Annotated in this window: 10 protein-coding genes; all 10 read left to right on the top strand. The window is 29.0% G+C overall.

Features of this window, described 5'->3' with window-relative positions:
• The first annotated feature begins 95 nt into the window (after positions 1-95).
• On the top strand, positions 96-1,007 hold the full coding sequence (locus CSPA_RS28855) for a hypothetical protein (protein WP_015395955.1): 912 nt from the start codon (positions 96-98) through the stop codon (positions 1,005-1,007).
• Between the two features lie 52 nt (positions 1,008-1,059).
• Positions 1,060-1,344: a co-chaperone GroES gene (locus tag CSPA_RS28850; RefSeq protein ID WP_015395954.1), complete on the top strand. Its 285-nt coding sequence runs from the start codon at positions 1,060-1,062 to the stop codon at positions 1,342-1,344.
• 75 nt (positions 1,345-1,419) lie between these two features.
• A complete protein-coding gene (gene dnaE / locus CSPA_RS28845) occupies positions 1,420-4,521 on the top strand; it encodes a DNA polymerase III subunit alpha (RefSeq protein WP_015395953.1) in 3,102 nt (1,033 codons plus the stop codon).
• A gap of 48 nt (positions 4,522-4,569) precedes the next feature.
• Positions 4,570-4,836, top strand: coding sequence for a hypothetical protein (locus tag CSPA_RS28840; RefSeq protein ID WP_015395952.1), 267 nt, complete (start codon positions 4,570-4,572; stop codon positions 4,834-4,836).
• Positions 4,837-4,935: 99 nt separating this feature from the next.
• Positions 4,936-5,427 carry a hypothetical protein gene (locus CSPA_RS28835; RefSeq protein WP_242838593.1) on the top strand — a complete coding sequence of 164 codons (492 nt, stop codon included), beginning with the start codon at positions 4,936-4,938 and terminating at the stop codon, positions 5,425-5,427.
• 12 nt (positions 5,428-5,439) lie between these two features.
• Positions 5,440-5,916 (top strand): hypothetical protein, encoded by a 477-nt coding sequence (locus tag CSPA_RS28830; RefSeq protein ID WP_015395950.1) that lies wholly within the window; start codon positions 5,440-5,442, stop codon positions 5,914-5,916.
• Positions 5,917-7,091: 1,175 nt separating this feature from the next.
• On the top strand, positions 7,092-10,052 hold the full coding sequence (locus tag CSPA_RS28825; RefSeq protein WP_015395949.1) for a hypothetical protein: 2,961 nt from the start codon (positions 7,092-7,094) through the stop codon (positions 10,050-10,052).
• Positions 10,053-10,125: 73 nt separating this feature from the next.
• Positions 10,126-10,779, top strand: coding sequence for a hypothetical protein (locus CSPA_RS28820; protein ID WP_015395948.1), 654 nt, complete (start codon positions 10,126-10,128; stop codon positions 10,777-10,779).
• 697 nt (positions 10,780-11,476) lie between these two features.
• Positions 11,477-11,821 carry a PadR family transcriptional regulator gene (locus CSPA_RS28815; RefSeq protein ID WP_015395947.1) on the top strand — a complete coding sequence of 115 codons (345 nt, stop codon included), beginning with the start codon at positions 11,477-11,479 and terminating at the stop codon, positions 11,819-11,821.
• A gap of 438 nt (positions 11,822-12,259) precedes the next feature.
• Entirely contained in the window at positions 12,260-13,291 is a 1,032-nt protein-coding gene (locus tag CSPA_RS28810; RefSeq protein WP_015395946.1) for a PDDEXK nuclease domain-containing protein, read from the top strand.
• Positions 13,292-13,405: the final 114 nt, after the last annotated feature.

Below are 13,405 nucleotides of genomic sequence, written 5' to 3'. Positions count from 1 at the left end.
AAGCAAATCCATTTGATATAATAAAATAAATATAGATTAATATTTAAGTTATATATTTGGAGAGCTGACAATAATAGAAGGAGGCAGTATTTTTTATGTGCAAAATCTGTAAAGCATGTGGTCAAAGTAACTTTGGAGTAATAGTTAAAAAAATTGAAAAAAGAGCTGCTAAAATTGTTAATGGAAAAATAACAGAGTACTTTAAAGGTTATGCGGAAGTAGAAGAAATAAGGGAAATTAATTATTGTTTTACCTGTAGAAAGAATGTCACTGAGGAAGATCTAAGTGAAGTTCATATATGCAAAGTATGTAAAAGGGAAGCTTTAGAGGTAAATAAAAATGGAATATGTTTAGAGTGTAGTAAAGAAGCTGAAAAGCTGATAGACATATCAAAGGAAGAGTTAATCTTAATGATTTTGAAGCAGAATAAAAAGGTTGAAACTGAGTTAAGTGATATAGGTAATTTTAATGAATCCTTGGAAATATCTGAAGAAAAAAAACTAATTGATTCAAAAGAATCCTCTACATCCCAAGAGCTTTGTAAGTTGGGGGTACATGATGAATTAGATAAAGTGACTGAGTCACATGAAATAGTTGAAGAAAATCAAAAGAAAGCTCAAAGTAAAAAAAGAAAAATTGAAGAAAAATTAGTTAAAAATAGCAGAAAAAGTGTTACAATAGAAAAAGAAAACAAAATAGCTAAACTTAATCATGAGCAAAAAGTCGAAATCGACGTCGAAAAAAATATGTCTTCAAGGAAGAAAAATAGAATTAAAACAAATGGTACTAATAAAAGTATTTCAAAAAATGAAGGTATTGGTATTAGCCAAGAAGTTAATGATATAGCCGTAGTAGGTACTGTTAAAGATGAAATGGATATTTTTAATATAGAGAAAAAAGCTTATTACAAAGAAGTGGTTAATAGCACATTAATCGAAATTGAAGACATTATAAAAAGCATGGACAATAAAAATATTATTGATGATGGTATAGGTATATCTTATTAAGTTTAGCAAGGATAAGAAATTAGTATTTTAAAATTATAAGGAGGAAATAGTAATGAAGGTTTTTGGAGCAAGATGCATCGTAAAGGAAGAAAAGCAAGGGGAGGAAACTGTTTCTGGAATCATAATTCCAGGTAAGGATAAAGAACCTACTTATGTTGGAAGAGTTATAGCTGTTGGTGATGGGGCTCTTCTTGAAAATGGTGAAAGAGTTTCTATGCAGGTTAAAGAAGGAGATAGAATTGCATATACTACCTTTTCAGGTTCTCCAATAAAAAATGGAGATGATGAATTTATAATATTAAATGAAAGAGATATACTTTGTGTACTAGAAGATTAGATTAAGTTTATGTTAGAGGATTGAATTTATTTTATGTTAGAAAATTAGATTAATTTATTATTAGGAGAGGATGACATGAGATACGCATTGCTTCACAATCATACTAAGTTTTCAATAAAGGATTCTCTAACTCCTCCAGTAGAGTATGTTAAGGCTATTAATGAATATAATAATTCCAATGGAGAGCATGAAATAGTGGCCTTTGCTTTAACTGATAATTCAAATATGTATGGATTAATAGATTATCATAAGGCCTGCATAGAACAAGTGGAGAATAATATTTGTAAAAAATTGAAGCCTATTTATGGAAATGAAATCTATCATATTGATAGTTACATTGACATAGCAAAATTAAAATATGAAGAAATATATCATTTGGTTCTTCTTGCAGCAAATGAGGAAGGGTTAGAAAATTTGTATGCAATAACCACAGAGGCAGGAATACATAAAGTAAAACTTCCTTCTTATGAAATGCCATCAGCTGAGGAAGGTTATTTGGAGGAGCATGGAAGAGGGATTATAGCCTTAAGTGGTGGATTATACAGCAAAATAGGGCATTTTATTATAAATGATCAATATGAAGAAGCAAAGGATTTAGCCTTATATTTTCAAAATATTTTTGATGAATTTTACTTAGAAATATTGCCTTATGATGATTGTGATGAAGTAATGTGCATAAATAGAGCTCTATTAAAAATTCATAAGGAAACTGGTTTGCCTTTGGTGATTACGGGAGACACTCATTATATTTATAAAGAAGATAAAGAATATCAGGATATTTTAAAATCTATAAATAATATGGAAGTTTCTAAGGTAAATAGCCATATGAGAACTCCTGAAGAGATGATAAGCTGGTGCAAAGGAAATGATATCCCCCTCGAAGCAGTTGAAAATACAGGAAAGATTGCTGATAAGTGCAATGTGGATATTACTCCAAAGGGTACAAAAAGCCTTATGCCATCCTTTAAGTGTCCAAAGGGATATACTCCTAATAGTTATTTAAAAAAGGAAATGTTTTTAGGGTTTAAAAAGAAATTTTTATTAGGAAAGAAGACAAGCTCCATAAAAAAATATATTAAAAGACTAAATTATGAATATACAATAATTACATCTATGGGATACAGTAGTTATTTTTTAATATTGTGGGATTGGTGTCGATATTGTAAAAATAATGATATTCTTTTAGGACCAGGAAGAGGTTCTTGTACTGGAAGTTTAATTGCTTACTGTTTAGATATAACAAATATTGATCCTGTTAAAAATAATCTTATTTTTGAAAGGTTTTTAAATCCTGAAAGAATGGATGAGCCAGATATAGACACAGATGTATCTAGTGTAGACAGGAAAGAGGCTATTGAATATTTTCAAAACAAATATGGAATTGAATATGTCTGCCAGATTGCAGCTTTTAATAAGTATAAAATAAAAAGTGCAATCAAAGCAGTTTTGGCAAGAAACAATGGCTATGATAATAAATTTAAGAATGATATTACAAGGAATATCCCAGATTTTTTAGGCGGGGAAAGTGTGACCTATGAGCTCTTAGAAGATATTAAAAAAAATCCCTATAATCATAACAAGTTATCACAAAGAGAAATTAATCAAGCAGCTATTATTTATGATAAGCTTCAAAAGTTATTTGCTAGAGACAGGAAGCTTGAAAGGGCTGTAAAAAAGCTATGCGGTGGAATAAGCAAAGTGAGTATTCACGCAGGAGGAGTTGTTATTTCATCTCAAAAAATAAAAAAGCACATGCCTCTTATGGTTGGTAGTGAATCTGCTGTTTTATTGGTATCTCAATTTAATATGGAAGGAATTCATTATCTTCATGGCTTGAAGATTGATGTTCTTGGATTAAAGTCGTTGAGCATTATAAAAGAAGCTATGAAGACTATAGGACTTGAAAGAAGATGGTTTCAAAGTGATGATACAAATGACGAAAAAGTTTACCGCTTTTTAAGGAATGGAAATACAAAGAATATATTTCAAATGTCTAAATATGTGGCAACACAAATGATAAGAGACTTTAAGGTATCGGATTTAGATGGACTCAGTACAGTAAATGCCTGCAATCGCCCAGGGCCTTTAGCTAAAGGTGTTGATGGAAAATCAATGGTTGATAAATATAAGGCTGCAGTTATGGGAAGAGATATAGAAAATAATTTAATAGATTCTGTAGGCAAAGACACGAAAGGTGTTTTGATTTATCAGGAACAACTTATAAAACTTGGACAAGTTATGGCTGGTTACAGTCTTGGAAATGCAGACTTGAGAATAAGAAAGACCATAGCCAAAAAGGATAAGGGAAGGATAGCAGAAATTAGAAATGAATTTGTTTATGGAAAACAGTCCTTATTTAATGAAAAAGGAGAGGTATGCGGAATTTCAAAGGAACCTTCAAAGTATTGCGTTGGCGCATTAAGGCTTGGTTTTTCGGAAGAAGAAGCTTTAAGGGTTTTTAAAAATATAGAAACTTCTGCAGCATACTGTTTTAATAAATCCCATTCTTATGCCTATGCATTTTTAGCCTATAAGACAGCTTGGCTTAGTTTATATTATCCAGCAGAATATGCAGCAGCATGTATGAATTTTTATGCTATGGATGGAAAAACAGAAGAGATTACAAAAACCTTAGGAGAGGTTAAACAGAGACATATTAAAATTTTTCCTCCTGATATAAATGAATCTAAGGCAGATTTTAATGTTGGTTTAAACAATGGAGATAAAAGTATAAGGTTTGGTCTTCTTGGAATAAAAGAAATTGGAAAAACTGTACTTGATTCAGTTAGAGTTTTAATAAAAATTGATGGACCTTTTACTTCTTTTGATGATTTTTTAAAAAGGACTTTAGATGATGTAAATAATGGTACCTTAAGAAAAGAACTTAGTAAAAACTATGCTAATGTCACACGAAAGCGTGATAAAAATGGAAAAATAGTGATAAATGTGAGAAATCCATTCTCTAAAAGAAATGTGACAGCACTTATTAAAGCTGGAGCTTTTGATAGGTTTGAACTTAACAGATACAAATTATTTAACGATTTTATAAAGTTTAGAAATAAAAAGAAGGAATTAGAAAGTGAGTTATTAGAAGAAAAAAACTTTAATAGAGAGAAAAAATTACAATGGGAGTTAGAAACTTTGGGATATAATGCTTCAGGAGACGTAAGATCATGAGGAACTGAAGCTTTTGATAAAATAAAATTTTAGGAGAGGTTTTATAAAATGAAGGATTATTTTAAAAGTGCAGTGGCCTATTATTTTAAATATCTTGTTGGAGAGGGCTATAATGATCCTGTTCAAGTAATAATATATGATTTTCTTGAAACAATTAAAATTACAAAAGAGCAGCAAGATTTTATGATAAATAGTTTTGATATAAACAAAAAAGATATTTTCAATTTATTAATTTTAATAGAAAAGATGAAATCAGATAAAAAAATAGATGAGGAGTCTTTGGATCTAATTGCTGATTATATAAAGCATTTGTAAAACTTCTCTAAAACGAAAATTTGGGATATTTTTTGCTTTAAGAAAGGAATAGATGTAATAATGAAGAACAACGAGGAAAATTTCAATTCTTTACATATTGTGAATAAAGGAATTGAAGATAAATATTTTGCTAATGGTGAAATTATACAAAAGATTTTTGATGTTGTAAGGAAGAATTTTATACTCAAGGATTCATTATTTGGCAATTATGCAGCTGATACAATAATTGCTATTAACTTGAATGAATCTAAACTCAGTATTATAGAAGAAAGAATAAAGGAATTTTACGATAGAAATGGTGCAGATTTTTATGATATATACTTAACGCTTTATGAAAAGACAAATGATGACATGATAAATAATAAGTTACTTGAAAAGGAAATTCAAATAATTAAACCGAGAAAAATTATATATCTTGGATTTGATAATTGCTCTGGACCAGCTTTATCTGAGAAAGAATTAGAAATATTAGTTTCTGGAATAAGTGATTTCAATAAAAAAGACACACCAGAATATAAATATGTTAATGATAAATTTAAGCTTCTAATGGAATATGCTGCTTTAGAAAATAAAATGGGTAATATAAGTTAATGGAGGACTATTATGATTCAGTCAACTTATACAAATAAAGAATGGGAAGATAAAGAAAATGAATATCTTTTAAAAATTAATTCCATAGTCATTCCATTAAAGCCAACACCAATTGAAGTTATGGGAATTGTAAGCAGGCTGGACAACCTTCACACAGAAGCAAGCTTTGATTATTCAAATTTTAAACGAAAGCTGGAGCTTGCTAATATGGATTTAAGGAATGCAGAAATTGAATACTTTTCTATAATTAAGCATCAGCAACAAAACTTAGGGTATAAGGTTACAGAGAATGATATAAAAGGGTTAGTTAAAAGTTATATTTCTAATAATATTATTAATGGATATTCCTCTGATTTATATACTTTAGTAAAATATTATATTTTCAGAACGACATTTATGGATCAGGTACTTAAATCCATATTGGAAAAGAAACAAAGCATAAATATTATAAAGACAATGATGGAAACATACAATAATAAGAAAAATTAGAAAAAAATATATAAAATGTTATTGTAATACAAAAATATAAGTGTTATAATAAATATGCAATACACCATAAAGCCCATTAACGGGCACCGTATCCCTATAAGTATAGATGATGAAGTTTTTGAAGTTTAAAGTCGATTTCGACATATAGTTTTTCAATTTTAAACTCTATAGAAACGTTGAATCTCATCCATTTTTATTCGTTATCTATAATATACCTTGAAAGCTAAAGTAAATGTATTAATAATATGTTCTTTGGCTTTCATCTCCCACAAAAATTGAATTTATGCTGCTAATATTTAATTATGTATTCTATCCATAAATTTAAACGCATTAAACTCCTATTAAGTAAGCACATAATGTTAATAATCTCTCTTTCTATAAATATAGCAGCTAAATATATAAATAAGTATCACAGAATAGCCAAAAAATAAATTGTTTTGTGATGCTTATTTTATTTTATAATATATGTTAATTTAAAAAATATAGTTAATTGTTCCATATTTCAACAAATTAAACAAATAATTTTATTTATTTATTTAATTTAATATTATAAATCTCAAAAAAACAAAATTATCACCCTATATTATTTACAAAAAAGGAAAAAATATTACATTGTGAAAGCCGAATTATTATATAGGGATATATTTGTTGTGAGAAAGAATTGTATTCAAGAGTAAAATAAATCTAGTTTGAATTTTGATGAAACAGGTAAAAATAGCGTTACTAAAAAGTGTGTTTTCGGGAAATGTAAATTTCCCGAAATAAAAAAATGGTATTTTTCAATGGTTTGAGCGGAATTATAAAAAATTAAATAAAGAGGTTTTTTTTTCGAAATCGACTATGCATAGATTGTGGCAAATTTTTGGATTTGAAAATTAAATAAAACTAGTATAAATCTGATTTGAAAAAATATAAATTTGAAAATATTTCTATTTCGTTATAGAGAAAGTTCAATATATATATAGCTAAATATGTATATATATTAAATCAATTAAATTATATAGAAGAAATTACTTTCAATATAAAATTTGACAGAAATAACTATATTATTCTATATAAATGTAATATAATAAAAATACAGGTATGCAAAAAGCATATGAATAGATAACAATTCCAGGGCGGAACAGATTCGTCTGATTACGAAGAGTTACTAAAATTAATAGAAGGTGAATATTGTGGCTGATAACAGCACTATATTACAAGAAGAACAAACATCAAAGGTACTTACAAATAATTTATTGCTACGCGATAGTTTTGATAATAGCGGAGCTTTAATGGCTATTAAATTTGGAGGAGATATTCAAGAGTCAGATGGAGAGGATGCTAATTTTACTTTAAGGTTTAAAGCAACTGAGGCTCAGGGTAATTTTGCTATTGATAGACATTTGCTAAACTTTGTATGTACAGCAGATGATAGTGGCGCAGTTCCTGCCATTACTTTTAATGATTATAAAATATGGAACGAAACAAATGATGGTCCAAATTCAGGACTAAATGCAGATTTACTTGATGGTAGACATGCTACTGAATTTAAAGATAGGTATGGTTATCATCATTTTCTTCATCAAGTTAATAAAGATCCTAAAACAACTGATGAAAAGAATTGGGTAAAAATAGCTACCTTTACTACAAGAAGAATTATGGGTAATAGATCAGATTTAGACTATACTCATGAGGGAAAACCAGCTTATGGAGGCGTATTTGAATATAGTGGAAATGGTGTCTTTGGAGTAGATCCTAAAGATGTTGTAGTTCCAGGAGGAAATGTAACTATTCCTGCAAAAAATATAAATTCTTTAAATCAAGCTCTTGCAACACTTGATATAAGAGATCAATTTAAGGCAAATACCCCACAATTCTTAGACGAATACGACCCAGATGTATTTCATACAACTAACCTTTTAACAGAAGGTGTGTATAATGGAGCTTTAAGGGGCTGCGTTACTTTACTTAAAAATGATAATGCAACAACTTTTGATTTCCATGTTGGATTATTTGAAGATCCATTATATACAAAAGATACTACAATGAATGATGCTTGGAATGGTATAAGAAAATATTTTTATGTAAGTTTACATGATGAAACCTTGCCATTTTTATCAGAAAAAGATGTCTATACTACTCCTAGTTATGAGGATATGGACTCTAATTTAAACAAAGGCTATACCAAGGATGATAAAAGAAATTGGGATACAGATGATGAAAATGGAGATAAAGATGCTTCGGGTGCAGTTATTGATGGATATTCTGCAAGCTATCCTAATTTCCCGCAATATAGCTGGAGTTATAGCGGTAATACAGGAACAAAAAATTATCAAAATGATGTTACAAATGAATTATCTGGTGGTACTAAAAGTGCAATGGCAAACTTGTATTTTACAAAACCTGATGTGGAAAAAGCTAAAAGGTTAAGAGAACTAAAGTTAGCTTATGGAAATGATTATAAACTAGCTTTAGAAAGTGAACTTGCACGTTTGAAGGAATTAGGTCTTGCTATGGCAGATGGAGATTCGGATCCAAGTGGAGGTTCAGGACCAGGAGGTTCGAGCTCATCTGATGGTGAGGGCGGAAAGTCTTCAGATAAAGATTCTAGTAATGCAAACTTCAATTTTACTGAGTTAAGTCAGTTAGACCCTCTTATTGAACAAGGAAGTGAAAGAAGACATGATTTTAAAGATGATCCTATTCCTCACTTGGAATATAGAGACGAAGATGTTGAAGCGATTACAGATGTGCATACTGGTCCATTATCAAGAATAGATCTAGAAACTAAAATTCGTGGTAATTACCAAGAGTTACCAAAAACTATTCAAGAAGCTGAGCCATATAATGAAACAAAGAGAATGAGAAAGCCATTCCCAAAGAATAATGATGCAGATCAAGGGGATAAATATCAAACTTATATTGATATTATGAGATTATATCATGTAAATACAATAGTGGAACCACTAGATGGGCTTCAAGTAGTAACTCATATATTTGAATTATATATGGCAATAGATGAAAAAACAGAAATAAGAATTCAGCCATATATGTCAAGTGCATGCCTTATGTATAATTTTAATGAATGTGTACCAACAGGAGAAATGCCAGCTGCAACACGTTATATAAGACCAAAATCTATATATGATAATAGATATGCAAGTGTTCGACACAGGCATTATGACTATGAAAGAAGAATTTGGGAACTTACCTTAGAAGCAGATCAAATCTGGAAGAACTTTAAGAATTATGTAGCAATTGATCAAGGTATGGATAATGCAAATAAAGTAATGCTTACAGATAAAGAAGGAAAAGTTTATGCTGCTGATGATAATATGGTAAGGCATTGTGAGCCAACAGATATAAATCCAGACACAGGAGAAGCGCCAAGAAGAAAAGGTTCAAGGGTTCTTGTAACAGGTGTTCCTGAAAATAGAACAATAGAAAATTGTAAAAGTTCTATAGGCACTTCTTGCGTTGAAGAAAGTGGTATTACAATAACAGAACTAAATAGCTTGAAAGGTATTCGGGGAAATATTCAAGATCAAATAAACGATTTATTGGCTGCAGTAAATGATGAAGTTGAGAAAATATGGACAGACATTGGAGATGTATGGGAGGTATTGAAAAAAATAAAGGGATTGCTTGAAGATTTAGTTAAGGCATTAAATGCAGCATTAGGTAATTTCGTAAAGAAAACTGGAGATACTATGAATGGGTCTTTGTGGATTCAATATGATGGGAAGGCATTAAAAAATGGAGCACCTAAAGGATTTGAGGAAAAAAATAAAGATGGAGGAGGAGAAACTTTCTGTGGAGTAAAATTCTATAGTACTGCTTCTGATGCAAAACATGGTGGATATTTATATGGTGCAACTAATAAGACAAGTGTAGGGCTAGGGGTTCAAAGAAAAAATGGAGAAGATAGAGATGCAGATTGGGCTATAGCACTTATAGCAGAAGAGAAGGTAGATGGCAAATACTTACCTCTTAGGTGCAATTTTAATTTTAATAGAATAACTTTTGCAATAGATGGTAGAGATGATACGAAATTAGATGCAAATGGTAAAGAGATTCCTGCTAATACTTTTTCAATAGATTTTAAAAAGCTTTATGATTGGTATAATAGCACTCATACGGAAACATTAGATTAGTTTCTTCAATTGTTCTTTGCAATAGAAGAGACGCTATTGCAAAGAATTTAATATTTTTAGGGAGATGATAGGGATGAAAAAAAGAATTATAGGGTGTATATTGCTTGGATTAATGGTGTGTACAAGTTCTACTACAGTTTTTGCAGGAATCTGGGAACAAAGTGGACCTTCATATGATCGTTATTGGAAGTATTTAAAAGATGATGGAAGTTATGCAACAAATGAATGGCTTTATTATAATAACGCATGGTATTATTTCGGTAAATATGGTCAAATGGCTGATAATAGACAAAACTGGGAAATGCCAGGTAGTAAATACACTTATTACTTTTATGCTTCAGGAAAAATGGCAACTGGTTTTATAAGAGATACTGAATCAAATTATTTTTCTGATGTTTGGATGTTTGCTGATAAAGATGGACACTGTATAGATGGACCACTTATTATTGATGGCCAACTATATTATATAGATGTAAAAAGCGGTTTTGCTAGCGCAAATTCTACTTATAATAATGATTACTTATATCTTTATAATGATGTTACTAAAGAGAATGACAAAATTCCTTGTATAAATGATAAAGGAAAAATATTTGATAGAAATGGTAAGCCTTTTACAGCTAATTCTAAAGTCTTTACTAGGGCAAAATATATACCAGAGTATGATTCTAATGGTAATTTAGTTGGAGAAATCAAAAATTCAACTGATTGGAGAATTATGAATTGGTAATCAATAGATAGTGTTTAAAGTTAGTTAGAATAGTATAACTATAATAGAAATACAAATAATTGATTATATAATATAATATGAATCAAAAAACATACAGCTAGTTAATCAATAACATAGCTGTATGTTTTTATTTACATATTAATTTTCTTAAAAAAATTTGATCCTCTCCCCTCACCTTCTACTAAATAAAAAACTTCACGCATAAAAATTAACAACATAATCCTAAGAATATAAGAATATATATTTTTTAGAATATATATTCTTATATTCTTGGCTTCTAAACGCCTATTTTAGGTATGTTCCTTATTCTTATATTCGTATATTCTTATATTTCTGAGAATCTTATTAAAGTTTTCGTATGTTATGAAAATAAAGTGAATATTATCTCAGTGAATAGCAACGTAAATTTAAATTTACGGCAAATTTTCTTTAAATGGTTTTGCTATAAAAAAAATGATATAATTATTAAGTATAATTAAATTTTGAGTATATTGACTTAATTACTAATGTAAGCTATGCTAAGGTTTAGTTAAAAGTAGTTAAAAATGTATGTAAAAAGGGGTGGGGTATAAAATTAAATGAATTTAAATATTTATTTAATTTTGTATATAATTTAATGACTTATTGTAGGTCGAATTCGTGGTAGAAAAATGTAGAATGTAGAAGTTAAATCTAAGGAATGGAGGGTCTTGTTTAAGTGGAACAAAAAAAAATAACCAAAATTACGCCTGGCAATTTATTAGAACTATTTACACTGGGATATATAATGAAAAAAGATTCAGAAGTATATTTTAAAGAAGTTCTAGACGAAATAAAGCGTTTTGACATTACATGGGATATATCTCATGGAACTTATTATCCTGTAATTAATTCTATGATTAAAAATGGGTATATCAATTACATGTATGATTACAACCAAAAGAAGTATTACGAAATAACACCTGTAGGCAGAGACTATTATAATTCTAATTCTGAACATTATAAAAAATTACTTAGCAAAACATCTAAATTTTATAAAGATGTTGCAAAAGTTTTACCTTAAAATCTAGCTTATGCTAGATTTTTTTGTTTTATCTCATATTGACAAAATATCCAATATAGGGTTAAGATGATATTAGGTTAGGAAATAAAATTATTTCACGTACAAGACTTAAAACTATATAATTTACATTTTAACTACGAAAAAGGAGCTTTTGCATTAACTGATAAAAATCTGTTAGCGATAGCTCATTTTTAATTTTAAAAATGTTGTAAGTTTAAAAAATAGCATCAAATAAATATGAAATAAAGTTTAATGTTGACGTACTAAATTTTAAAATATATCATGAATATATTAAGAAATTCGAGGATTTTGATTTAGAAAAAGTAAAGCTGCAAGAGGTAGCTGAGGTTTTAGAGGCAAATCCATTTTAAAGAAGGATACAACAGTTTGAAGCATTTCGGTATCTTAAATTTATCATAGCAGAAATGGAGGGATATGATGCTTATTAATGAAAATGATTATTTGCAAACCATTCAGAAAATAAAGGAAGAAATAAAAGCTTCACAATATAGAGCTATAAAAACTGTGAATAAAGAACTTATACTATTATATTGGAATATAGGTAATGTGATTCTTAATAATAGCAAATGGGGCAATAAGTTTATAGATAGCCTTGCAAAGGATATTAAAATGGAATTCCCTGAAATAAAAGGTTTCTCTATTAGGAATTTAAAATACATGCGTAAATTTGCAGAATTATATACAGATTTTGAATTTGTGCAGACAGTGTCTGCACAAATAACATGGTCACATAATATTGAGATTATGGATAAGGTAAAATCACAGGATGAAAGAAAATGGTATATTGAAAAGGCTATAGAAAATGGATGGTCTTTAAATGTATTGGCTACTCAGATAAAAACAAATCTATATAAAAGGCAAGTACTTGTAGAAAAAACCACTAATTACGAAAAAAATTTACCTAAGACACAAAGTACAATTGCAAAGGGAATTTTAAAAGATCCCTACAATTTTGATTTTATTACATTTAGGGAAGATATGTTAGAAGTTCAATTAGAAAAAGAACTTGTAAAGCAGGTTACAAAGTTACTTTTAGAACTAGGTTCAGGCTTTGCATTTGTAGGAAATCAGTATCACATAGAAGTGGCTGGAGAAGATTTCTATATTGATTTATTATTTTATCATTTAAAACTAAAATGCTATGTAGTCATTGAGCTGAAAACAGGAAAATTTGTACCTGAATATGCAGGTAAATTAAATTTTTATCTTTCTGCTGTTGATGATATCTTAAAAACAGAACAGGATAATCCAACTATTGGGCTTTTATTATGCAGAGAGAAAAATAAGTTAATTGCAGAATATGCCCTTAAAGATATGACAAAACCAATTGGAATAAGTGAATACAAACTATTTGGAGAATTACCAGATGAATTTGAAGATGCATTGCCAACTATTGAAGATTTAGAAAAACGCATTAATTTCTTTGATGGGGAAATATCTGATGATTAAAGATCAGAGAAAATCAATCAGGTAAAATTCTTAAATTGTGCAGACAGTGTCTGCACAATTTAAGTTGAACTGCTATAAATGTAAAAATCACATTTATAACAGTTTTTGTGTACC

The sequence above is a fragment of the Clostridium saccharoperbutylacetonicum N1-4(HMT) genome, from assembly GCF_000340885.1.
GTDB classification, from domain to species: domain Bacteria; phylum Bacillota; class Clostridia; order Clostridiales; family Clostridiaceae; genus Clostridium; species Clostridium saccharoperbutylacetonicum.
Note: the sequence above shows the minus strand (reverse complement) of the source record. Positions and strands in the feature narration are given on the sequence as shown.

Coding starts and splice junctions, on each gene's coding strand:
- CSPA_RS28855 (WP_015395955.1), top strand. CDS start 96: ATGTGCAAAATCTGTAAAGCATGTGGTCAAAGTAACTTTGGAGTAATA.
- CSPA_RS28850 (WP_015395954.1), top strand. CDS start 1,060: ATGAAGGTTTTTGGAGCAAGATGCATCGTAAAGGAAGAAAAGCAAGGG.
- dnaE (WP_015395953.1), top strand. CDS start 1,420: ATGAGATACGCATTGCTTCACAATCATACTAAGTTTTCAATAAAGGAT.
- CSPA_RS28840 (WP_015395952.1), top strand. CDS start 4,570: ATGAAGGATTATTTTAAAAGTGCAGTGGCCTATTATTTTAAATATCTT.
- CSPA_RS28830 (WP_015395950.1), top strand. CDS start 5,440: ATGATTCAGTCAACTTATACAAATAAAGAATGGGAAGATAAAGAAAAT.
- CSPA_RS28820 (WP_015395948.1), top strand. CDS start 10,126: ATGAAAAAAAGAATTATAGGGTGTATATTGCTTGGATTAATGGTGTGT.
- CSPA_RS28810 (WP_015395946.1), top strand. CDS start 12,260: ATGCTTATTAATGAAAATGATTATTTGCAAACCATTCAGAAAATAAAG.